We start from the raw sequence: 22,665 nt of genomic DNA, 5'->3' as shown, positions 1-22,665 counted from the left end.
AATTCCTCCTTAAGCTTTGCGGATGTTGACCATGAAGGCCTTTGTTTCCGGGATTCCGGTGTTGGCGTCGCCTACGGCCGGGGTGAGCAGGTTGGCCGCGTCCCCACTGTCTTTGGGCTGCAGCCAGCCGTAGTGCCAGGGCAGGCCAACCATGTGCAGGTTCTGGCCCATGACCTTGTAGGGTGCCAGGCGATGGGAGACGATGGCCACTGCCTTCACCCGGCCGCGGGGGTTTTCCACGATAACCTTGTCGCCGTTGTTGATTTCCCGCAACTTTGCCAGCTCCGGATCGATTTCGGCAAAGAGTTCAGGCATGCATTCCAGAAGCCAGGGGGTCCAGCGGGTCATGACCCCGGACTGCCAGTGCTCGGTCACCCTGTAGGTAGTGCCCACAAAGGGGTAGCGCGGATCGCACACGGCCCGTTTTTCACCTTCGAAATGCAGGGCCACGGGGTTATGCAGCTGTTTTGAAAAAGGCTGCTCTTCAAAAGGACATTCCAGGGGTTCATAGTGTTCCGGAAATGGTCCGTCCACCAGGCCCGGCCCAAAGAGGCGGCCATAGCCTTCTGTGGTCATTATGAACGGGTGTTTCTCGCTGGGTCCCCAGCCGCCGTCGGGTACGTCACCCACCCATTGGTTGTCCTGCCACTTGATGACCGCCTTGTCCGGAGCGTATGGCCGGCCGTTCTTGTCCACAGAGGCCCGGTTGTACAGCACGCGCCTGTTCACCGGCCAGGCCCAGGACCAGTTGGGGAATAGAGCGATATTGGCCTGCATGTCCGTCTGGGTCTTGTCCCGGCGGGCCATCAAATTGCCATCCTCGGTGAAGGAACCGCAGTACAGCCAGTTGCCGCAGGCAGTGGATCCGTCGTCCTGGAGCAGAGCAAAGCTCGGCACCTGGGTGCCGGCTTTATAGGTGGTGCCATCGATGGTCTTATCCCTGAGGAAGTAGCCATTGTGCAGCCTGGCCATTTTTTCTACATCAAATTTACCGTCAGTGACTATATTGTCCAGGTTAAAATTGGCAATGGGTTCCGGGAATTCTCCGCCTTCCTCCTGGTAAAGGGCTTTGAGCCTTCTGGCCAGCATGACCATCATGTCCCCATCGCGCTTACTGCCCCCCAGGGGTTTGGGGCCTTCATAACGCCACTGGGCCCAGCGCCCGGAATTGGTAATTGAGCCTTCTTTCTCGTAGAATACCGCTGCCGGGAGCATGAAGACCTCGGTCTTTATCCTGCCTGGGTCCATGCCCGGACCATGCCAGAAGGAACCCGTCTCGTTGTGGAAGATGTTTACGTTGACCAGCCAGTCCAGTTTGCTCAGGGCCTCCCTGGTCTTGTTGGTATCAGCTCCGCTCACGGCCGGGTTCATGCCCCAGGCGAACAACCCCTTGAACTTGCCCTGGTGCATATGGTCGAACATGACCAGCCAGGAGCAGTCCTGTCCTGCGTCCAGCCTGGGCATGTAGTTATAGCTCTCAGACGGTTCCTTGTCCGGATACATGGCCTTTAAAAGGCTGGCTATGTACTTGGGCCGGTTTTGCCACCAGTTGGCACTCTTGGGATCATGGCTGACCGGGGTGTTGGCCTTGTTGTAATCCTCCAGAGTGGGCCAGGAAGCCCTGGGGGTTGGATTGTAGGCCGGGATGATATGATAGAGCAGGGCGCTGTCGGTTGATCCCTGGACGTTGGATTCTCCGCGCAGGGCGTTGACTCCGCCGCCGGCATTGCCCACGTTGCCCAGCAGCAGCTGGATCATGGCCATGGATCTGATGAGCTGGACAGCTATGGTATGCTGGGTCCAGCCCATGGCGTATGTGTTGGTCCCGGATTTGTCCGGAGCGCCGGTGGCGGCGAAGGCCTTGTAAACCTCTTCCAGCTTGTCCCTGGGTGTACCAGTGGTTTCGGAAACCCGGTCCAGGGTGTATCGTTCAACGTGTTTCTTGAGCAGCTGGAATACGCAGTTGGGATCCTGTAGGGAGGTATCCCTTTTGGGTATGCCGTCATTGTCCTTTTGAAAGCTCCAGGAGTCCCTGTCATAGGAGCCAAATACTGCGAAATTGGTCTCGCTTTTCTTTTGAAAGCCGCTGAAAAGCCCTTCTTCAGGATCAAAGTAGAAATCGGGATTCACCAGAAACGCAGCATTGGTGTAGTTGACCACGTAGTCTTTGAAATACAGATCGTTGTCCAGGATGTACTTGACCATGCCCAACAGAAAAGGGGTATCCGTGCCGGAGCGCATGGGGGCGAAAATGTCCGCCTTGCTGGAGCTCCGGTTGTAGCGGGGGTCCACGCTGATGAGGGTGGCACCGTTTTCTTTGGCTTTCATTATCCATTTGAAGGTGACCGGATGGCATTCAGCCGGGTTGCCGCCCATCATCAGGATGCAGTCGCTGTTCATGAGATCGGTATAGTGGTTGGTCATGGCCCCGCGGCCGTAGGACTCCGCCAGGGACGGTACGCTGGAGCTGTGACACAGGCGGGCCTGGTGCTCGATGTACACAAGGCCGAGACTGCGCATCAGGGCCTGCAGATACCAGCACTCTTCATTGTCCAGGGCGGCAGAGCCGACGTGGGCGATGCCGTCGGTACGGTTGACCACCTGTCCCTGGTCGTTGGTTTTGACAAAAGTTTCGTCCCGGGCTTCCTTGACCTTTCTGGCGATGCGTGTAATGGCCCAGTCCCAGGGGGCTTCCACCCATTTGTCGGTGTAAGGTGCCCTGTACAGGACCTTGGTGAGGCGGTTTTCATTTTCAGCCAGTTGATAGACCGATGCCCCCTTGGCGCAGAGGGAACCTTCACTGATGGGATGATCCGGATCGCCTTCCACATTGATGGTCCGGCCCTGGCCCTCTTTAGAAGTGTGCACCAAGAGACCGCATCCCACAGAGCAATAGCAGCAAATGCTCGTGGTTTCCCTGCCCCAGTTAATGCGCAGCAATTGAGCCTTGGCCGTGGTGGGCTTCATATTGAAACCCAGGCCAGCAAAGGCCAGAAATGACCCGGCTGCTACTGATAGTTTGATAAATCCCCTGCGATTCAAAATCATAGTGCCTCCTGTTCAGTTAAAAAATTAACACAGATATGACAGCCACTACTGTCCCCTGATCTGACGTCCCAGAAAAATCTGGAGATCATAACCTGAAACGCAGTAAACAGGGATGCAGTGGTACCACCCTTTATATATCGGAGAAAAATAGTATTTTTTATAGTCCATGCAGTATGCAAATACCGTCACGGAATTCATGTCATAACCAAGACCGAAGAAAGGCAGTCCTGTGCGGGTATTATTGAGCATGGACATAGTTATCTCATTTTCTGCTTTTTAATGGTTCAGAAGATTAGATTTTTAACTTTAAGTTTTTTACTGATTTCTGCATGCATATAGGTATTTATTATCAGTCATCCATTTTTGCGTCCAATACTTTGTTTAGATAGTTGTATGCATTTTTGATGTTAAATAATGATTTTATCTACAAACAAGATTAAATTATTTCTTCAGTATTGAGTTAAATCAATAGACTTCCAGTCTTCATAAAAATATTCATCAATAGAAAATGGCTTTTATGCCATATTTATTGTATTTGGATTGATATTGATGATGTGATTAGCTGATTAGCATTATGTATTTCAATTGGATTGTTTGCAGAGTTTTGATTATTTTTTTAAGAATCTGAAACGGTTTCCCTGAACGTAATCGTTTAAGAGATTCTTAATGGTTGTTTATGGCAGGCTGGTATCCGAGCCACATGAGGTTTAAAACAGCACTGAGGAAGGAATATCTTTTATGGACCAGCGTAAACTTCAGGCATTCTTGAGCGTGTATGAAATGAAGAGTTTCTCCAAGGCTGGTGAAGACCTTTACCTGTCCCAGTCCACCATCAGTACACATGTGCTGAGCCTTGAACAGGAGCTTGGGGTTCAGCTTTTTGACAGGATCGGCAGGAGGATTATTCCCACGCAGGCTGGACATCTCCTTCATGACAGGGTCAGAAATGTATTCAGGATTATAGAACAGACCAGGACAGACATTCATGACCTGAACAATCATGTATGCGGAAAGGTCGTTGTAGGCGGCAGTACAATACCTGCCAACTATCTTCTGCCAATGGTCATTTCAGATTTCTGCGGGCAGTATCCCCAGGTCTGCGTTGACCTGCGAATCGGGGATTCAATAGAGATCTGCCAGGAAGTTCTGGCCGGAAACCTTGATTTCGGCATTGTCGGGGGGTTTGTGGATCATTTCGATCTTGAACACAGACTGCTCTTAAAGGACAAACTGCATGTGGTGGCCAGCCAGGACCTTAAACTGGACCTGCCAGAGACAGTATTCCCTGAAAACCTCAAGGACCTGCCCTGGATACAACGCGAAAAAGGCTCCGGGACAAGAAATGCCTTTGAAAGCGCCATGATGAACTGCGGTGTCTCACTACGCGATCTGCGGATTGCAGCCCTGGTGCAGTCCACCGAGGCCATGGTCAGATGTGTGCTTGCCGGAGCAGGAGTCGGGGTAACCTCTTTTCTTGCAGTACAGGAATACCTGGAAGCTGGAGAGCTTACAATTATCGACGTACCAGGCTTGGATATTGTCAGGAGCTTTTATCTCATCCACCACAAAGCAAGAACCCTGTTCAGCTGTTCGAGAATGCTGATGAACAGTGTAGAAAAGCATATCAAGCCTGAAGCATGATGTGACTGCAAAAAGTCATTTTTGCAGTCACAGATGTCAGAGATCAGACGTCAGAGATCCCCAGTGAAATCCCTTCGGGAACTCCAAGGAGTTATTTCACGGGGCAGGCAGTAAAAAAAAAGAGTTATGTCACGCGAACCACGCCAAACGCGTGGCAGGGCGCGTGATTGATTTCTGAATTTTTCATTCCCCGACTTTTTGCAGGTGCGTCAAGCATACATCCACCATCAAAGACGCAACTGCAAGAAGCCGTAACCATTCAGGGGGTGCCGAAATCGGCCTGGGGACAGTCCCCGCGACACATTGCCTTCACAATCACCAATATTACAAGCGCAAAATTCCGTGATCCTGCACAGACCTACACAGCGAGGGACAGTCCCCAGGCCTTGTGCCAGTTATCAACATCGAGGACCCCCTGAATGGTTACAGAAGCCTCCAATCTGAGATTAATTCAAACATGCCGGCCTGATAGGCCTTTCATTTCTTTGCTTTCTGTCGCATGTATGTGCAAAAAGACTCTTTTTCTTATGCACTAATGTATCTACAGAAATAATATATTGCTTGTTTTCTTATCATTATTTTCTATTAATCAATATTTTTTAATGTAACGTCTAACATATTTCCATCATTATAATTACCAATAGTAATTTTTACTTTCTATCGTTTTTGCAAATAGATATCCATGACTATTTAATCAATTATTATATACTGTTTAAACAGTGATGCCTGCTTTTTCAAAAATTTATAACTCAGCAATTTTATCAGTACGTTCTATGAATTTATAACTTATTGAAAGATTATTGTTTTTTCTGCACACACATCGTTGGTCCAGATATTGCTTTGTCCAGGAGTAATTTTACGCTTACTTGCATTTTATCCTGGCTTCTAAAGAATTTTTCTGGATAAACACCCTGTCCTTTACGAGCAATTCTCCTCTCAGGTTTTTATCACAGTCAAGGTCAAGCGAGAAACGTCATAAAATGACGGATAGGGGCAGATAGTCCCGTAAAATTTAACAGCTTGCTAATAAGTCTGAATGCTTGAACATGCAAACTATAACGATGAACTGCTGAAAAGCCAAAGTTATTAACCATCAACCAGGGAGGCGTTTTGTAATGATTAACAAAGTATCAGGAAAATCACTGTCCATTTTGGCTTTAGTATTGTTCCTTTTTCTGGCTGGAGGATGTCTTAACAAGGAACCGGCAACCCAGGCGGGATACCAGCCGGGCCAGCCCATTCCCAGTGTGGAGGTGGAAGTTGATGTTCCCAATCCGTTTCATACTTATGTTGATGCATATTTCGTCAAGTCCATCGTCTGCGACAATCTGATCCAGGAGGAGCCCAGGGATGACGTATTGCTTATTGACTCCAGGCCTAAGCGCCCACGCTATGACCGGGGCCATATTCCAAGCGCTGTGAGCCTGCCGGACAGCGAGTTTGAGGAGAAAGCAGACCAGGTATTGCCAGATGACAAGTCCGTACTCCTGTTCTTCCACTGTCAGGATACTGCCTGCCGTTTGAGCCATGATTCAGCCTGGAAAGCTGAAGAAATGGGCTATGAAAATGTGGTTGTATATCCCGAGGGCAATGCCGACTGGGAAGATCGCGGCTTCAAGACCTGGACCATAGATGACATAACTGAGCCGGACGAAGCTGATGTTGCCGCTAAAGAGCGTGCCGAAGAACCCTCAGAGCCCTCGGATATAAAGGAAGGGGATTTTCCGGGGTCCATTGAGGAAGAGTTTTTCAAGGAGGTTCTTGCCACAGACCCTGACAGCATCCAGTTGATCGATGTCCGGGAAGAAGATGAATTTGAAAAGGGGCATATTCCAGGGGCTGTGCGCATGAATGTGGCAGAAATCCGGGAGGCCATGGATGATTTCGATACATCGGAAAAACCCATTGTTCTTATTTGCGCCACAGGTGCCCGCAGCGGAGAGGCCTACTTTACCTTTGACGACTTACGACCGGAGCTGGATGTTTACTATCTTGACGCCAGTATTTCTTACAAAGACGATGGAAGTTATGAGATAGATTAAAAAGCCTGCACCCGACGGGCATAGTGGAACAGGCCAGGGAATATCGTAGAGCAAGGTCCGGGATGCATGAAGTGTCCCGGGCCTTTTCTGCTGTGGCCCTTGATAATCAGGATAAGCGTAAGCATTCAGGGAGTCTTCAGTGGTAGCTTCTGGCACTCACGCCTCTGGCGTGACCGGGGACTGTCCCGCACTTATTTATGGTGGACATAACCAAAGATTGCATAGACAGACATAATAGTTCATCCCTTGTTAAATTGAAATTATCAATTTGATAAACACCTTTCCTCATTGTAAAGTCCCTTTGATTTTCTTTCTGTAACAGGTTTATCCTGCAATTTCTCACTGGCTATTAACAGTTTGGCCCTTTTTAAGGAAAGCAGGGGACGGGCACCTCCAAACCTTTTTCCGAAGGATGACTGGCACGTTTAAAAACAAGTGCGGGGAGGGCCAGTCCTCATGCCACATGTAACTGTTAAAGTCTGTCATTAAAAAATGATTTTTTGTCTCAATCAGGTGACGATGAGCCATTGCTTTCGGGCCGCGAAAAGATATTTTGCAGGGCTCTCAATTTAAAAAATCAAATCCATGCTGATAATTGAGCGGTATTATGAGTGAAACCTTTCCGGAACACTGGGAATTCGACGATGAGTTTGACGGCGGTGAGGAGACCTGCGGCAGGGTGATCATTAATCTATATACCTATCTCAAACCCATGCCTCCGGGCTACCGCATCCTGCTCATCTCCAAAGATCCGGCGGCACCGTATGAGTTTCCAGCCTGGTGCCGCATGACCGGCAACGCCCTTTTGGACATGTCTCATCCCTATTATCTTGTGGAATATAAACCCCAACTGAAAAAGGAGTAAACTATGGCTGAAAAATTCTGCGTGACCATCACCCATTGCAGAACCGACGGAGACAAGGCCACATTGGGCTTTGTAGTGGCCAATGCCGCCCAGGGCAGCGAAAAGGAGACCATGATTTTCCTCAGTTGCGACGGAGTATACTGCGCTGTCAAAGGCGAGGCTGAAAAGATTGACGAAGGAACCCCTTTTGCTCCTCTCAAGGAACTGGTTACCAAGTTTGTCAACGCAGGCGGCAAGATATGGGTTTGCACCCCGTGCTTGAAAAAAAGAGGCCTGACAGAAGACGATCTGGTTGAAGGGGCAACCCCGGCCGGAGGTGCGGCCCTGGTGGAGTGGCTGGCTTCAGGGTCGCCCAGTGTAGCCTATTAATCTTTAAGATCAGCCGGCATGGTATCCGCTTTTCAAAGCGGATACCATGCCCTGCGAGGTGTTTATGACCCAGGAAAAGGAAAATATAAGCGTGGATGATATCACCCCGGATCATATGTTCGATGGAGGAGACCTGGACTGTGGATCAGGGCTGAGCCTTATGATCAAGGAAAACATGCTCAAGGTGCCCGTGGGGGGTATACTGGAGTTGCGCAGCCGGGATGCCACTGTAAAAGACGATCTTCCCCCCTGGTGCCGGCTGGCCAGCCATGAATACCTGGGGCATAAGGACGATGACGGGTTTGTGCGCTACTTCGTCCGCCGGGGCCGGCCGGAGTCCGCGGGGAAAGAAGAGGTATCCGAGGAAGAAGCCTTAGAACAGGACAAACAAAAGGCCAGGGAATACGAATGGCGGGTCAGGACGCGTTCTACAGGATCCCAGAAGAGCACTGTCTATTGCCGCAATTTTTCCTGGAACATGGGCCAGCCCATAAGCTTTGAAGAAAAGGACGAACATCCCTGTTCGGTGGAAGCCCTGCTGGGAGCCTTGGGCGGAGCCCTGGCTTCAGGGTATGCCACTGAGTGCTCCAAAGAGGGCATAGAGGTGGACGACATCGAAATCACTGTGCGGGGCAGGCTGACCAATGTCCTGGCCCATGTGGGGCTGGAAGAAGGGGATCCCGGCTTTGGCGAGATCGAGGTCAAGTGCTATGCCTCCAGCATGGATGACGAGGAAAAAGTTCGAGATGCCTGGGGCAAAACAGTCAAACGCTCACCCCTGGCGGCTACCCTGGCTAAGGGAACGGAGCTTAAAATCAAACTAATGGTGGTTTAGTCATGTTTACTACTACTCAAGTGGGCAGCTGGCCCCGCTCAAAGAAAATGCTCAAGGCCCTGCGGGACCATCGTCTGGGCAGAATGTCTAAGGAAGAGTTTCACAGCATTGCCGATGACGAGGTTGCAAGAACTGTTGAGATCCAGGAAAAAGCCGGCCTGGACATCCTGGTGGACGGGGAGCACCGCAGGGATAATTTTTATTCTTTCATCACGGACAAGGTGGAAGGCACAAAACTCATGTCCCTGGCGGAAATGCTGGACGAGGTGGAGGATAAGTCAGGTTTTGAAGAAATGCTGGACAAGCTGGATGTTCCGGCCTCGGCCATCCGCAATCCCACATGCGTGGGACGCATGCAGAGACGCGAACCCTTGGCTCTGAATGATTTTTTGTTCGTCAAGACCCTGACCGACAAGCCGGTCAAGGTAACCCTGCCCGGTCCGTATCTGCTTTCCCGGTCCATGTGGGTGACCAGGTATGCCGGAAAGTTCTACAAAGACCAGTTTGAAATGGGCGACGATGTTGTCCATATCCTGCGCAGCGAGCTTGAGGAGCTTGCTCAGGCCGGGTGCGAATTCGTCCAGTTCGACGAGCCTGTTCTCACGGAAATAGTCATGTCCCAGGAGTGCGGCAGACGTACCTTTATGTGAGCCACCCTGGCCACCCGCCGTGACGTGGGTGAGGAACTGGATTACGCTGCCGAGCTTATGAACAGGATTATTGATGGTATCAGTGGGCCGCGCACAGGTATTCACATCTGCCGGGGCAACTGGAGCACCCGGGAAGACGTCCTGCTCACCGGTGATTATGAACCGCTCCTGCCGGCTTTGACCAAGATGAAGGTGCATCAGTACGTGCTGGAGTATGCCACCCCCAGGGCCGGGGAAATAAAGGTTGTTGGAGAGGCCCTCTCGGGCAGTATACCAGGGACGGATATCCCCAGAGAACTGGGGCTGGGAGTGGTCAACCCCCGCACCACCGAGGCCGAGACCCCGGAAGAAATCATGGACAAGACCAGGCTTGCCCTGCAGCATTATCGTCCGGAACAGCTTTTTTTGAACACGGATTGTGGTTTCGGATGTTTTGCCAACCGCTGCGTAAATGTGGAAGAAGTGGCCACGGCCAAGATACGCTCCATTGCTGAAGCGGCCAGGAGACTGAGGAAAGAATTTTCTTGATTTTTGGGAACCATTCACTGAAGAAATGTGCTCCAGGGTACGGGAATTCGGCAAACAGGACGTAAAAACTCACTCCAAGGAAGCGTAAATCAAAACCTATACACTGATTTGATAACCAGGGTATATTCTGTAACATGCCTTGAATCAGGTTCGGTGTTTTACGGTTTTGATTAACGCTTCCTACGTCGTTCAGATCCCGCACTTACTTTCTGGCAAATCTTGATTTGAAAATTGATCAGACATAGAAAAAGTAAGTGCGGGACCCAGTTTGCCGAACCCCCGTACCCTAGCTGTTGGGCCACAGATGATGAATAGGTACGATTTTTGAGGACTGGACCGCTATTAGCATGATCCAGCAGTAACTGAACCAAGTACAAGGAAAAGAAATGAGCAGACATGAAAAAGTGGATTGCCGGGGGCTGCCCTGCCCCCAGCCGGTACTCAAAAGCAGGGAAATTATCGACTCGATAAACCCGGATACCCTGCAGGTGCAGGTGGACAACGAACCGGCCCTGGAAAATGTATCCAGATTTTTGTCCACCCAGGGTTACGCCCTGGAAAAACCGGAAAAAAACGGCGACATCTGGACCATCCATGCCAGCAGAGGCGAAGCGCCGGCAACCGGATCCCATGAAGCTGCCGCACCCGGGCCCGGGGCAGGTGAAACCCTGCGCACCATGGTATTTGTGTCCACCAGCAGGCTGGGTACGGGTGACGATGAATTGGGATCAAAACTCATGCAGAACTTCATCAAGACCCTGCCGGAGATGGGCAGCAGTCTGTGGATGCTTGTTTTTGTCAATTCCGGGGTCAAGCTGGCTGTAAAAGACAGCCCGGTGCTGGAGACCGTGCAGAGGCTGGAAGAAAACCAGGTAAAAATCCTGGTCTGCGGCACCTGTCTGGAGTTTTTCGGACTCACCGATGCCAAGGATGCCGGTCAGACCACCAACATGCTGGACATCATCACGGCCATGAGCCACGCGGACAAGGTGATTACAGTTTGATGCCACAACTGCTCACCTTGTAAACGTCAAGCATGTCAGCTGTCAGTGGTCAGGGTGCGAGCTGCATTTTGCTAACCTGTCCATAGGTGACCCCATTTCGGCTCTTGACATGTCTTCAATATTGAATGATCATATTACACATAAAACATTGAATCATGAAAGGAGTGAAAGGAGCGTTTCATGAGCCGAGCTACAACGACGATGACTGTTCGCCTCAGCGGCGCACTCAGCGAATTCGTTACCGCGAATGTGGGTGAGCATGGCGCCTACGAGAATGTTAGCGAATATGTGCGAGACCTGATCCGAAGAGACAAGGAACGTAAGGAAGCGGACACGTTCGAGCGCCTCAAGGCCGAGCTGACTCACGCCTACGCAGCACCCGAAGCATCGTATCACCCCCTGACGGCGGCGGAGGTAATTGCACGCAACCGGAACCGGGCCTGACACGGCATGACCAAAGCCAATATTCGCATCCAGGATGCTGCGTCCTACCGTCTTGACGAGATATACCATCACACCCTCAACCGCTGGGGCATGCAGCAGGCCGACCGCTATATTACCGGCCTGTTTGATGCCTTCAACGGCATTGCGGATCACAGAACCTTATCGCGCCCCGTTCCGGCCGAGTTCGGTATCGAAGGCTACTTCTTCCGCTATGAACGTCATTTCGTTTATTGGCGCTGGCTTTCAAACGGTGACATCGGCATTGTGACAATACTGCATGAGCGGATGCACCAGATCGACCGTTTCCGGGAAGACTTCGGCGTGTAGTGTTTTGCCTCTTTATAGCCCAAAGGCTGGAATTGCCGCCTGTTTTCGTTTTGTTCCTCCAGGCGGCGTTTTGCGCAGAAAACGTGGTCTGCCCCCACTGGCTCTAAAAGCATGAGTGTAAGGCGGATTACAGGCCGCTGACAGGCTGCTTGGGCTCTTTATTCTTCAAAAGCTGTGTGTGTAAAGCACCTGCCTGCCCGATAGAATTTCGCAGGACAGCAAAGCGCATTTTAGCCGGGTGTACGCCTGAAGGCTTCCCGTGCCAGAGAAGATTGTTTTTGGCACCCCAGTTGAATGCCCTGCGGGCTAGCTCATTGAGCTATTCAATCACGCCATAGGCGTGACAGGCAGGCTGCTGTGGGCTGCAAATCCTAGTGAAACCGGCTACTTCAAAATATTTCTTTCATGTAGCTAAATTCGCCACTCTGCTTGTTACCGTCAAGCATGTCAGCTGTCAGTGGTGAGGATGCGGGCTGCATTTTGCCATCCTGTCACTTTGATTTCTTTGCGAATCATCTCAGCCTTTCCGCCATGGATCAGAACTGGTGAAAAGGCTGTCTTGCCTGCCAGCTTCAACCAGTGCTCCAGGTTTGTAAAAAAATCCCTGTTGACAGTCTGGCCTGACTTGATCTCTATGGGCATGAGGCTGCCTCCGAAGTCTGCAATAACATCTATTTCCCTGCCGTTGCTGTCCCGCCAGAAATACAGTTCCACATTCAGCAGGAAATTGAAGCAGGCTTTCTTGAGCTCCGAGACCACAAATGTCTCAAAGATTGCGCCCCGCAGGGGGTGGAAGGCCAGCTGCTGTGCATTTTGAATTCCCAGCAGCCTGCACATTAGTCCTGTATCATAAAAGTATATCTTGGGAGACTTGACCAGGCGCTTACGGAAGTTGGCGTGATGCGGATAAAGCCTGAAGAGTATGAAGCTTGTCTCCAGGACGGTTATCCATGATCTGGCGGTATTGTGCGTAATTCCGCAATCAGTGGCCAGGGCGGACAGGTTCAGGATCTGTCCGCTGCGTCCAGCACAAAGGCGTAAAAAACGCTGAAAAGCCTCCAGGTTCTGGACCTCAAGAATCTGCCTGACATCACGTTCCAAATAGGCGGTTATATATGCCGGCATCCAGATATCAGGGGTCAGGTTGCGGTCATACAGGGGCGGGTATCCGCCGGCGAAAAGGAGGTCATCGAGTTCGAGACTGGATGCAGAAGATCTTTTCACCTCTTCCAGTGAGAAGGGCAGCAGCTGCACAAAGGCTGTGCGGCCGGCCAGGGACTGGGTTACGTCAGACATCAGGCCGAAGTGTTGCGAACCTGTAAGGATAAACATTCCCATCCGACCATGTTCGTCCATATGCGTCTGAAGATAGGACAAGATATCAGGTGCCCGCTGAATCTCGTCTAGAACGGCTCCCTGAGCAGTCCTGCTCAAAAATCCCCGTGGATCATCAAGGGCGAGCTGACGCATATCAGGGTCTTCCAGGGAAAAGTACGGTTTTTGGGAGAAGATGGCTCTGGCAAGAGTGGTTTTCCCGGATTGGCGGGGTCCGGTAATGGTTACAGCAGGAAAGCCCTGCAGCAGCCTGAGAATTGTTGCTTCAGCATCGCGCCTGATCATGCAGAGATATTATCCACTTTATGCAAATTGTCAATGCTGTTTACAATCTGCATAAAAACATGTCGGACACCAGCTGTGTAAGCACATATAACCAGTGAATCACGCTGAAGCTTGTCCAGGGAATGCTGAGCCTGGACCTGGCACTACCCCCGCAGGGTGGCCTTCAGGCGCAGGGGGTGCAGCAGGAGATCCAGGGCGTGATTGATATCCCGGCAGAGTACATCAGCGGCTGACAGTGCCGCCAATGCTGCACCTTCTTCCTGGATAAGAGCTATGCCCAGGCAGGCCTGTTCCAGCATGAGCCGGTCGTTGCGGCCGTTGCCCACTGCTGCAGAATTCATGGCCCCGGTTTTTTGCAGGTAATCAGCCTTGGCCCGGGCCTGATCACCTTCTTGGATAAGATGAAACCTGCACTCCAGTCCGGCAAGCCTGTCCTTAGCCCGGCCGAAGGTATCCGCTGTAAGGACATGGATTTCAATCTTGGTGGAGAGCTTTTGCAGTCTGGACAGGACCCCGTCCAGGATCTCTCCATCCAGGGCCAGGGTGCCGTTGTAGTCCAGGAGCAGATGGGCAAGGTCGATTTTTACATATCCCGGGATATTTACCGAAAGCATGGGGGTATCCTTATCATCTTTATTTCGGGCTTTAATTTGCTTTAATACTTTCTTGCTGCATCTGCCTGAGCCTGTCCGGTATACGCCACTTTTTCAGCAGCCTGGCCGAGGCCTCCGGCACAAGGTGTTCCCAGTTCTGATCTTTGAGTATCAACTCCCTGATGTCCTGGGCGCTGATGCCTTTTTGCTCCGGATTCACTTCCCACAAGACATGGGTATTCAGGCCCAGGGACTTGAACTGCTCAAGCTTCTGCCTGCCCCAGCCGTCGTATATGGACAGCACGAACAGGGCGTCCATGGGCACATAATGCCTGAACAGCTCCGGCCTGGTGATGGGCAGAGGGGTGATGGTCATTTCCTGATGGGAAAGGCCTGCCTCCAGTAGTACTTCCCGGACCAGGACCAGGCGCTCGAAGTAGGTCAATGGGTTGGACATGACATGAGAGCGACCCGGGTCCACTTCCACGGAATTGGTCAGCACCGGATCGGGGTTGGTGATACCCACCACCAGGTGCCTGCACATGGCCTTGCCGGCCAGAAGGTATTTTAAGTGATCGTTGTGCAGGATCTGAAATCTGCCGTGTATCACTGCTGTATCATAGACGTTCATAATGTTCAGGGTCCTGTTCTGCTGGTTTGCCCGGGGCATAGTCAAGAGATGTTCCAGTCACATTGCGTCCAAGAAAACGCTCCAGGATACTGCGCGAGGACGTGGCCAGGTGCAGGTCCTGCAGTTCGATGGTCCACCACTTGCAATCTGTCTGCAAAAGGCGTGTGAGCATCTCCTGCAGAGGAGCAATGTCTTTAATGGGATGATGCCCCAGGTGGTCTTCCCTTCCGTAAACATGCACCTCATAAAGACTGGAGCCAAACAGGTCAACCATATCCGCAGGGGTAATCAGGTTGTCCCGCACCATGGAACATCCCCGGGCATGTCCTGTATCCATGGTGATCATGGCCCCGGAGGCCTTTGCCCACTCAAGTATCTTGTAGGGATCAGATCCGTGGCCCAGCCTCAGGTTTTCCAGGCAGACGGTTATGCCTTTTTTACCGGCGAATTCCACCAGCTTAGACAGGTTGTCCCGGATATGGCTTTCCCTGATGGGAACCGCCGGGCCAAGTCCTGTATGCACGGTAACCACCGGCTCTCCCAGGCCGTGCATCTTCTTTATGGTCTCTAAGTGCACTTGCAGGGCTTTTTCTGCTTCATGCCGATCTGCATGCCCCATTTCCCAGCCGAAGTACCTGGTGTGAAAGCGCACAGGTATGTCCCGGCGCAGAAAGGGCAGCACACTCCCGGGCAAAAGATCCGGTCTCAGGGGGTCCGGCGAAAATTCCAGGCCATGGGAGGCTTTTGCGGCCCGCTCAAGCCTTGAAGCAGAGTCTGAATAATCAGCAGTAAAGGCCAGTATGGGCATTGGATGAATGTTGTCCGGCATGAATAAGTCGTGTGAGTAAGTTACTAAGGCGGGCTTTGCCCGCAACCCAATAAAGAAAAGAACTTTTTTGACAGGATTAACAGGATTAAGAGATTGATGAAGAGAAAATCATCTTTGTCCTGGCCGGAAGCCAGGCCAAAAGGTTATCCTGTCAATCCTGTTAATCCTGTCCAAGTTTCTTGTTTTTTATGACAAGGTTTCAGCAGTAAGCCACTGATGTTTTTTCCAGCGTCCCTGTCCCTGCACGGAAAAAGAGGCCCCTTCGGGGCAAAACTTCCTGGTTTTCTTTGAAAATGAAACAATATGTTGTTTCGAAGTTTGTGCTAAACGCCTGAAGTTCTGGTTAGTAATCAGCCAGCTTCCTGCATAGCTCCTGCCAGATATGGCAGAAGGTGGCCTATACTGTAGGCCGGGGTGGGCCGTCCCAGTACCCCGAGATGCCTGTTGGTCAGGGCTGACTTATGGCAGGCCGCCGGGATGTCCTCACCGGCCATAAGTCTGGCAGTAACAATGCCGGTAAGGCTGTCGCCCGTACCTCCAATGGCTTCCATGGCCGCAACCGAGGGTTCGGATACAGTGTCAAGTATCACGTCATCCCGGACGATATAGTCCTTTGCTCCCTTGACCAGGAGATGCCTGGCCGCATTCTGCTCGCTGTAAGCCCTGGATATGTATTCCTCCACCTTGGATTCGTCCTCCAGGAGAAAGCCCCGGGTATAAAAGGGATGAGGTGCTGTCTCATCGGCCAGAAAGCACATCTCCCCGATGTCCGGGGTAAACAGATCGTAATCGGCTGCAAACCCGCTCATCTTGGCCACGTACATAAACCCGGCATCAGCCACCAGCATGGCTGAAGGCAGTTTTTCCTGGATGGCCCACAAGACCTGGTTGTGCCAGTAAATATCCGGCAGCAGGTAATGAAAGGTAAACCCTTCAATCTCCAGTTTGTCCACCATCTCAACCAGGTGAGCGTATAGAGCTCTGCTGCCCTGCCCGTCACCGGTATCCCCCACCAGCATGACGTGCGGCATGGAAAGGCCCATCTCCCGGGCGGCCATTGCTGTAAATGCGGCCAGGGCCGGTGTGCCCCGGGCGATTTTAACCTCCCTTTCCAGCACCCTGAGACTTTGGCTATGAACCTCCACAGGACCGTGCACCAAGGGGAAGTCTTCTTCAGGCACCGTGCCCACAATCAGCCAGGACATCTGCGCTTCATCTCCTCATAGGCCAGCTGCAGGGAGTAGCCGCACAGGGTCCGGCCGAACCTGCGGGGCTCAGGGGCCTCATGCAGAGGCCTGCCCACCAGCTGCTCAGCCAGAAAGGGCACGTCCGGGCATCCTCCGCCCGAGACATTGACTATCTTGAGGCTCTGTCTGTCCACGGTGATTTTCATATTGGCCGCTCTGACCATGAGAAAATCACCAAAGTCCCTGATGTTGTAAAGAGACACCGGTTCTAAGAGGTGGTCCTGAGCAGCTGTGACCTGAATGGGCTTTATGCGCTTTTGTTCCAGGATGTCTAAGGCCTGCAGCTGATGCATTATAGGAAACTCGATGACCATGTCACAGCCGGTCTGTATCTCAGGAGGCGGACCCATGACCCTGACGTCTAAGCCCGCCTCGCTGAGATGGGATTCAGCCTCGATAACCTCGCTGGTATGGTGAAAAACCAGGATGCCTCTTTCGGATACGCCCCTGGTCTTTTTTGCTTTGCCGAAAATGCTTTTTAAGAAGTTCATTTTTTCCTGATAACAATGCGGAAATCTTCGTCCATTTCCTCGGAAACAGCCACCTGGTAGCCCTTGCTTTCAGCAGCCCTGCCCACGTTTTCCCGGCTGGCCTGATTGTCCACCAGGATCTCTATTTCGGATTCACCTGTATTCTGAATGGCCTCGGTTGTCAAAAGAACCGGCTGAGGGCAGGCAAGGCCCCTTGCATCCACTTTGTGTGCCATGATGAAAACTCCTTTGGCTATTGTTTTTTCAGGTTGGCAAAACCTATGGCCAGACACACGGCCAGGCCGATGATGGCAGCCACTGCCCCGTTGTCCCCCAGTCCGGCTGGAGAGCTGGCCAGGCCCCAGTTGTGGGCCAGGGCAGCACCCATGATCATGCCCAGAACAAATACTGCAGCGTCACTGTTGCCCTCACCGGACATGAACAGCTGCCTGCCCGGGCATCCTCCGGCCAGGGCAAAGGCCAGTCCGGCCACCAGCATGCCGAAGAAATTCCAGAAAAAGAGGTTGTGGGCCACAGGCTGGCCTTCAAAACCGGGATTGAACTGTCCCAGGGCCAGGTTGACCACAAAGGCCACCACCAGAAGAGCCAGAAAACCGGCCATGAGATGGGTCTGCCGGAACAGGATGAGGTCTCTTATGGCCCCCATGGTGCAGAAGCGGCTGCGCTGGGCCAGAAAGCCGACAGCCAGGCCGATGGCCAGGGCAATGGCCAGGGGAGCGTATGCAGCACCCGGTCCGCTCAGGGAATAGAAAAGAACACCGCTTTTATCCTCACCTTCCAGGGGCGGGAAGATGAGCCGCAGGGCCAGAAGGCCCAGCATAATGCCCGGAAGCATCAGCCCGGTGGCTATGGACTGCTTGTAGCTGCGGCCCAGGTTGTAGCCTTTTCTAAAGAATAGGGTTCCGATGTAAACCCCTGCTGCCAGCCCCAGCAGGCCTAGAACAGCGTTGCCGTCCCCGCCGGCCAGGCGCAGGATTGCCCTCCAGGGGCAGCCCAGGAAAACCAGGGCCCCGATCATGGCCACCATGCCCAGGACAAACCTGGTCATGGGAGCTGATCCGCCGCTGGGCTTGAACTCTTTGAATATGAGCCCGGCAGCCAGAGCCCCCAGGACAAACCCCAGGATTTCCGGGCGCAGGTATTGAACCACTGCAGCCCGGTGAATGCCTATGGCCCCGGCAATGTCACGCTCAAAGCAGGCCACGCAGATACCCATATTGGCCGGATTGCCCAGGTACTGCAGAAGCGGGGCCAGGATGCCGATGATAACTCCTACGGCTACAATCCCGGCCAGGGTGGCAAAAATGTTTCTACTGCTCATCTCCCCCTCCTGTTGATTGTTTGTCTTGAGTGGACTTAAAAGGACATGGAAGCTCATCCGGACTGAAAGTATGTTCCACCAAGCAAAAGGGACACCAGGCCTCAATCCTGCCCTTGAGGCTCCTGTTGCCGGAAGAGTCGGAAACCGCTGTCAGGCCTCCATCAACTTTCCACTTAGAGGTTGTAAATGCCGTCTTCTGCTCCGGACAGACAAATATAAGTTCCATGCCCATTACCGCCTGATTGCTCCAGATCATTTCCAGTTCCAGCGCGCTATAAACACATGGCAATTTACAGAACTTTTAAAAACAGTGTCCAATACATATTATAAATAGATTCTGGTGTTTCGTATTGAAAAAAACTATAGGATTTCAAGGAGGGTTCACAAAGAGCCGGATATAAATCTCAGCTTAGAGGGTGCCGCAGGAGAGGCTTTTTGCGTTGACATGTTGTCAGCTGCGCTTTACGCTATTGGCAAAACGTTTTACGCTGGAGGTGGATATGCAGTCAATATTTCGAATATCAAGCAAGGGGCAAGTGATCATTCCTGCGGAATTACGCAAGAAGCACCAACTAGAACCCGGAGCCGAGATCCAGTTTTTAGAATACGGCGACATCATCTGCCTGGTACCTGTCAAGGGCGATCCGGTCGTCGAAGCTTATGGTTCTTTGGGCTCGGAGCCTTCCCTGGCAGAGGAACTTGCACGGGAGCGCACACAGGATTTTGCAGATGACTAAGCTGTTGTTCGACAGCTTTGCCCTGCTGCGTTTCCTGCAAAAAGAGCCGGGAGCTGATAAAGTCAGTGAGCTGCTGCAGCGGGTCGTGAGCGGGCAGACAGAAGGGTTTATCAACGCCATCAACGTCGGCGAGATTATCTACCTTACCCAGCGCCGTTTCGGCGAACAGAAAAAACTGGAAACCTTTATCCACCTGAAACGCCTGAAGCTCAAGATTCTGCCCTGTCCAAACGAGCTGATTTACCGTGCAGCTGAATTCAAGGCCCGCCATCCAATTTCTTATGCCGACGCCTTTGCCATGGCTTCCGCCCTGGAAAATGATGCTCCTCTGGTGACCGGTGATCCAGAGTTCAGGCAAGTCTCCCACCTGGTCAGGATTATCTGGGTTTAGACTGAAAAAGGAAGGATAAGAGCATGCATTTTTAGCTTGGGTTGCTGGCATAGCCAACGGCAGGTCAGAATTTATATTCTTGCCATTAGTTCAAAATATGTTTCTCTAGACATGCCCGCAGTCTGCATGTTGCTTTTTATTATATCAATATCAATCTCGTCATATTCTGGTATCACTACGGCACGTTTTGCTTTCGGGCATCTTAAAATATGATGCGAGCCTTTTTTCCTTATGTAGGTGCAACCGAAAATTTCGAATATTTTCAATTGAGTGCGCCAGCTGGTGGGATAAAGCCTGGGCATCAAACAACCTGCATCTCGAAGCTTTCAGAGCCGATCATTTTTGCCTGGGGTGTTGCTGTACCCGTGTCTTTATCAAAGTCGTATCCACACTCTTTCAGGTAGTCGTCAAGCGTGCCCATCAGCGACATTTCTTCAAACTGAATCTGCATCACTTCCATCAGGTTCTTTTCGGCTTCATCCCTTGTTGTGCCCTGGGAGATAAAATCCAGTTCAGGGCATTTTGCCAAAAACCAGTCACCCTTTTTCCAGATATGGATCGTAAACTGTAACTGCATATTGGTTTACCTTGTACTAAAAATGAGTTGTTGAGTTTAGCCAACAAAAAAAGGACTCAGATTAATATCGGTTCCGTGGAAAACAGTTTCCCCGGAAAGCGTCTCCATCGGCCTTGCTCGTAAGCAAGTCTGCAGGCTAATGTATAAGGAAAATATCATTTATAACGAACCACCCCCGGCCTCCTCCTTAACCAAGGAGGGGAGCAGACCGTGCTCTGCATAAAATGACATGCTTGTGTGAAAGCAACATTCTAAAATAAAATTGCATTTACTTGTCAGGATTAAAACCATTTGGCTGCAAAGTAAGTGAAAAAAATATGCCAGTCAACTGCTCCTTGGGCCAGGAAGCTTCCTGCCTTGCAATCCCGGCCATTTGAACTTAAAAAGACCTTTATGCAAAAAATAATATTAACCACCACTGCCGTCCTTCTGGGCTTCGTAATGATTCTGGCCGGCTCCCCTGCCATGGGTGCAGACAGGCATGTGCACCATGAGCTGGAGATAACTCTTGTGCCGCAGGAGCAAAAACTCGAAGGCAGGGCCCGGGTGAGTCTGCCTGAAGCTGAAAGAAAGCAGCGGCTGCACCTGAGTCCTCAGGCCCGGGTGGCAAGTGTGCGCCTCAACGGACAAAAGCTGGAGCACAGTTTCAGCCGGAGTGTACTTGAAGTTGAGCTTCCCCGGGAGGCTGCAGGTTCCAGGGCGACCCTGCAGATCGACTACGAAGCCGAGTTTGATGATGAGACGCCCGGCCCTGCCATGCATACCGAGGACCCAACTTACGGGGTAGCAGGAGCAATTACTACGGAGGGAACCTTTCTGTCCGGGGGCAGCGGCTGGTACCCCGATCCCCGGCAGGGACCGGCCACCTGGGATTTACGGGTCCAGGCCCCTGCTGGATACCTGGCCGTAACCGCCGGCAGGCTCAAGGAACATACCACAGGGGAGGATTACAGCCTGTCAAAATGGCAGGTGGACGTGCCCCTGCCCAGCCTGACAGTATCCGCCGGGCCTTATGAAGTAAAAACAGACGACTCCGGTGATGTCCCGGTGAGTACCTATTTTTACCCTGAAAGCCAGGACCTGGCTCACGACTATCTCCAGGCCGCCCGCAGTCATATGGACTTTTTTCAGGCCATTCTGGGTCCATACCCCTTTGAAAAGTTTGCAGTGGTGGAAAATTTCTTTCCCACCGGATACGGCCTGCCTTCATGGACACTGCTGGGCAGCCGGGTGATCCGCCTGCCATTTATCCTGGAAACCAGCCTGCCCCACGAGATCGCCCATTCCTGGTGGGGCAACGGAGTCCGGGTGGATTACAGCCAGGGCAACTGGTCCGAGGCCGTGACTACATATGTGGCCGACTACCTGCTTCTGGAGCGCGAATCCGAAGAAGAGGCCCAGCAGTACCGCGAAAGGCTCGTGCGTGGCTTTTCTTCCCTGGTCAGCCAGGACAACGACTTTCCCCTGGAAGAGTTCACGCGCCGCGACAGCCGCGAAAGCCAGGCCATAGGCTACGGCAAGGGGGCCATGGTCTTTCACATGCTGCGCTCAGAGGTGGGGGAACAGGAGTTCTGGGAGGGACTAAGGCGCATGGTCCGTGAATACATGTTTGAATCCGCCGGGTGGAGTGATTTTGCAAGGGTTTTCTCTGAGGTGGCAGACAAGGACTTAAAGCCTTTTTTTGAGCAGTGGGTGCAAAGATCCGGTGCCCCTTTTATTTCCCTGGACGACGTGGATGTCTCCGGGTTGCCCGGCAGGTGGACCATCAGCGGGACCATCAGGCAGGAAGAGCCGGTTTTTGACCTGCACCTGCCTGTACATATCGAGACCCCCACGCGCCGGCTCGTGCATAAGCTGCACCTGGACGGCAGGGAAACTACCTTTGAGTTCCAGGCCCGGTCCAGGCCTTCAAAGTTTATGGTTGACCCTTACTCCGACGTGTTTCGCCGCCTGCACCCGGAAGAAATGCCCGCCACCGTGGAAAGGATACGTGGCTCCAGAGATCTGAATGCCGTAGCCGCACAAGGTATGTCTGAACAGGAGCTGGAAGCGGCCCGGATGCTTTTGCAGACCCTGAACCGCCAGGACGTATCCGTCATTAGTGAAGACGAGGCAGGGGATAAGGACCTGCTGGGCAGGGATGTACTTTTTCTGGGCATGCCTGAAAAAGAATTGGCCCGGGAGAATTTTGAGCAGGCAGGCAAGGCCTCCATGCAGCAGGGCAGGTCCTTTTTTGAGCAGAAGTCCCTGGACGACCCGGAAAACGCCCTGTTCATGGCTGTGAACCCAGGCCAAGACCCGGAAACAGTCTGGGCGTATTTTATGTTTGGTTCAGAAGAAGCAGCCCGGGATGCTGTCCGCAGGATCGGGCATTACGGCTCTGATAGTTATCTTCTTTTCCGGGATGGTGAAAACCGGGCCAGGGGCACCTGGGAGGAGATGGATCTGCCCCTGCAGTATGATTTTGAATAAAAC

Annotated in this window: 25 protein-coding genes; 12 read left to right on the top strand and 13 right to left on the bottom strand. The window is 52.1% G+C overall.

Annotated features, from left to right (window positions below; genetic code table 11):
• Nucleotides 1-9: 9 nt before the first annotated feature.
• Together fdnG and DTHIO_RS07305 are read right to left on the bottom strand one after the other, a co-directional pair.
• A complete protein-coding gene (gene fdnG / locus DTHIO_RS07310; RefSeq protein WP_008869687.1) occupies nt 10-3,048 on the bottom strand; it encodes a formate dehydrogenase-N subunit alpha in 3,039 nt (1,012 codons plus the stop codon).
• Nucleotides 3,049-3,093: 45 nt separating this feature from the next.
• Nucleotides 3,094-3,297 (bottom strand): hypothetical protein, encoded by a 204-nt coding sequence (locus tag DTHIO_RS07305; RefSeq protein ID WP_161598645.1) that lies wholly within the window; start codon nt 3,295-3,297, stop codon nt 3,094-3,096.
• Between the two features lie 489 nt (nt 3,298-3,786).
• On the opposite strand from DTHIO_RS07305, the gene DTHIO_RS07300 reads away from it, so the two are divergent.
• The 9 genes from DTHIO_RS07300 to DTHIO_RS07260 all read left to right on the top strand — a co-directional run bounded on the left by DTHIO_RS07300 (nt 3,787) and on the right by DTHIO_RS07260 (nt 11,753).
• Nucleotides 3,787-4,689, top strand: a complete 903-nt coding sequence (locus tag DTHIO_RS07300; RefSeq protein WP_008869685.1) for a selenium metabolism-associated LysR family transcriptional regulator — start codon at nt 3,787-3,789, stop codon at nt 4,687-4,689.
• 1,115 nt (nt 4,690-5,804) lie between these two features.
• Nucleotides 5,805-6,731, top strand: coding sequence for a rhodanese-like domain-containing protein (locus DTHIO_RS07295; protein ID WP_008869684.1), 927 nt, complete (start codon nt 5,805-5,807; stop codon nt 6,729-6,731).
• Nucleotides 6,732-7,338: 607 nt separating this feature from the next.
• Entirely contained in the window at nt 7,339-7,596 is a 258-nt protein-coding gene (locus DTHIO_RS07290) for a sulfurtransferase TusA family protein (RefSeq protein WP_008869683.1), read from the top strand.
• A gap of 3 nt (nt 7,597-7,599) precedes the next feature.
• Nucleotides 7,600-7,965, top strand: coding sequence for a DsrE family protein (locus tag DTHIO_RS07285; protein ID WP_008869682.1), 366 nt, complete (start codon nt 7,600-7,602; stop codon nt 7,963-7,965).
• 64 nt (nt 7,966-8,029) lie between these two features.
• Nucleotides 8,030-8,800, top strand: coding sequence for an OsmC family protein (locus DTHIO_RS07280; protein ID WP_008869681.1), 771 nt, complete (start codon nt 8,030-8,032; stop codon nt 8,798-8,800).
• A 2-nt stretch (nt 8,801-8,802) separates the two neighbouring features.
• Nucleotides 8,803-9,978 (top strand): cobalamin-independent methionine synthase II family protein, encoded by a 1,176-nt coding sequence (locus DTHIO_RS22330; RefSeq protein WP_008869680.1) that lies wholly within the window; start codon nt 8,803-8,805, stop codon nt 9,976-9,978.
• A 386-nt stretch (nt 9,979-10,364) separates the two neighbouring features.
• Entirely contained in the window at nt 10,365-10,982 is a 618-nt protein-coding gene (gene yedF / locus DTHIO_RS07270) for a sulfurtransferase-like selenium metabolism protein YedF (protein WP_008869679.1), read from the top strand.
• A gap of 180 nt (nt 10,983-11,162) precedes the next feature.
• Nucleotides 11,163-11,426, top strand: a complete 264-nt coding sequence (locus DTHIO_RS07265) for a ribbon-helix-helix domain-containing protein (RefSeq protein ID WP_008869678.1) — start codon at nt 11,163-11,165, stop codon at nt 11,424-11,426.
• A 6-nt stretch (nt 11,427-11,432) separates the two neighbouring features.
• The gene (locus DTHIO_RS07260; protein ID WP_008869677.1) at nt 11,433-11,753 is read left to right on the top strand and encodes a type II toxin-antitoxin system RelE/ParE family toxin; all 321 of its coding nucleotides are present in this window, start codon (nt 11,433-11,435) and stop codon (nt 11,751-11,753) included.
• A 447-nt stretch (nt 11,754-12,200) separates the two neighbouring features.
• Here the strand turns inward: DTHIO_RS07260 and DTHIO_RS07255 are convergent, their stop codons facing one another.
• The 9 genes from DTHIO_RS07255 to DTHIO_RS07215 all read right to left on the bottom strand — a co-directional run bounded on the left by DTHIO_RS07255 (nt 12,201) and on the right by DTHIO_RS07215 (nt 18,741).
• Nucleotides 12,201-13,373 (bottom strand): ATP-binding protein, encoded by a 1,173-nt coding sequence (locus tag DTHIO_RS07255; protein ID WP_008869676.1) that lies wholly within the window; start codon nt 13,371-13,373, stop codon nt 12,201-12,203.
• 143 nt (nt 13,374-13,516) lie between these two features.
• The gene (locus tag DTHIO_RS07250) at nt 13,517-13,987 is read right to left on the bottom strand and encodes an HAD family hydrolase (RefSeq protein ID WP_008869675.1); all 471 of its coding nucleotides are present in this window, start codon (nt 13,985-13,987) and stop codon (nt 13,517-13,519) included.
• Nucleotides 13,988-14,018: 31 nt separating this feature from the next.
• Nucleotides 14,019-14,597, bottom strand: a complete 579-nt coding sequence (locus DTHIO_RS07245; protein WP_008869674.1) for a nucleotidyl transferase family protein — start codon at nt 14,595-14,597, stop codon at nt 14,019-14,021.
• Nucleotides 14,584-15,405, bottom strand: coding sequence for a sugar phosphate isomerase/epimerase family protein (locus DTHIO_RS07240; RefSeq protein ID WP_040418159.1), 822 nt, complete (start codon nt 15,403-15,405; stop codon nt 14,584-14,586). Before DTHIO_RS07240 ends, DTHIO_RS07245 begins: the two co-directional genes overlap by 14 nt.
• Before the next feature lie 371 nt (nt 15,406-15,776).
• A complete protein-coding gene (locus DTHIO_RS07235) occupies nt 15,777-16,631 on the bottom strand; it encodes an NAD(P)H-hydrate dehydratase (RefSeq protein ID WP_008869672.1) in 855 nt (284 codons plus the stop codon).
• Nucleotides 16,619-17,164: a putative Se/S carrier protein gene (locus DTHIO_RS07230; protein WP_008869671.1), complete on the bottom strand. Its 546-nt coding sequence runs from the start codon at nt 17,162-17,164 to the stop codon at nt 16,619-16,621. Before DTHIO_RS07230 ends, DTHIO_RS07235 begins: the two co-directional genes overlap by 13 nt.
• Nucleotides 17,161-17,379 (bottom strand): sulfurtransferase TusA family protein, encoded by a 219-nt coding sequence (locus tag DTHIO_RS07225; RefSeq protein WP_008869670.1) that lies wholly within the window; start codon nt 17,377-17,379, stop codon nt 17,161-17,163. The genes DTHIO_RS07230 and DTHIO_RS07225 overlap by 4 nt, the downstream gene beginning before the upstream one ends.
• Before the next feature lie 17 nt (nt 17,380-17,396).
• Nucleotides 17,397-18,485, bottom strand: a complete 1,089-nt coding sequence (gene yedE, locus DTHIO_RS07220) for a YedE family putative selenium transporter (RefSeq protein ID WP_008869669.1) — start codon at nt 18,483-18,485, stop codon at nt 17,397-17,399.
• Complete coding sequence (locus DTHIO_RS07215) at nt 18,475-18,741, bottom strand: hypothetical protein (RefSeq protein ID WP_008869668.1); 267 nt, start codon at nt 18,739-18,741, stop codon at nt 18,475-18,477. Before DTHIO_RS07215 ends, yedE begins: the two co-directional genes overlap by 11 nt.
• A gap of 244 nt (nt 18,742-18,985) precedes the next feature.
• On the opposite strand from DTHIO_RS07215, the gene DTHIO_RS07210 reads away from it, so the two are divergent.
• A complete protein-coding gene (locus DTHIO_RS07210; RefSeq protein ID WP_008869667.1) occupies nt 18,986-19,222 on the top strand; it encodes an AbrB/MazE/SpoVT family DNA-binding domain-containing protein in 237 nt (78 codons plus the stop codon).
• On the top strand, nt 19,215-19,613 hold the full coding sequence (locus DTHIO_RS07205; protein WP_008869666.1) for a type II toxin-antitoxin system VapC family toxin: 399 nt from the start codon (nt 19,215-19,217) through the stop codon (nt 19,611-19,613). The genes DTHIO_RS07210 and DTHIO_RS07205 overlap by 8 nt, the downstream gene beginning before the upstream one ends.
• Nucleotides 19,614-19,684: 71 nt before the next feature.
• On the opposite strand, the gene DTHIO_RS22940 is transcribed toward DTHIO_RS07205, so the two are convergent.
• Both DTHIO_RS22940 and DTHIO_RS07195 read right to left on the bottom strand, forming a co-directional pair.
• The gene (locus tag DTHIO_RS22940) at nt 19,685-19,915 is read right to left on the bottom strand and encodes a type II toxin-antitoxin system HicA family toxin (RefSeq protein ID WP_008869665.1); all 231 of its coding nucleotides are present in this window, start codon (nt 19,913-19,915) and stop codon (nt 19,685-19,687) included.
• Nucleotides 19,915-20,190 (bottom strand): type II toxin-antitoxin system HicB family antitoxin, encoded by a 276-nt coding sequence (locus DTHIO_RS07195; protein ID WP_008869664.1) that lies wholly within the window; start codon nt 20,188-20,190, stop codon nt 19,915-19,917. The genes DTHIO_RS22940 and DTHIO_RS07195 overlap by 1 nt, the downstream gene beginning before the upstream one ends.
• A 393-nt stretch (nt 20,191-20,583) precedes the next feature.
• On the opposite strand from DTHIO_RS07195, the gene DTHIO_RS07190 reads away from it, so the two are divergent.
• A complete protein-coding gene (locus DTHIO_RS07190) occupies nt 20,584-22,662 on the top strand; it encodes a M1 family metallopeptidase (RefSeq protein ID WP_008869663.1) in 2,079 nt (692 codons plus the stop codon).
• Nucleotides 22,663-22,665 lie beyond the last annotated feature (3 nt).

The sequence above is a fragment of the Desulfonatronospira thiodismutans ASO3-1 genome (genome assembly GCF_000174435.1).
Classification (GTDB): Bacteria; Desulfobacterota; Desulfovibrionia; order Desulfovibrionales; family Desulfonatronovibrionaceae; genus Desulfonatronospira; species Desulfonatronospira thiodismutans.
Note: the sequence above shows the minus strand (reverse complement) of the source record. Positions and strands in the feature narration are given on the sequence as shown.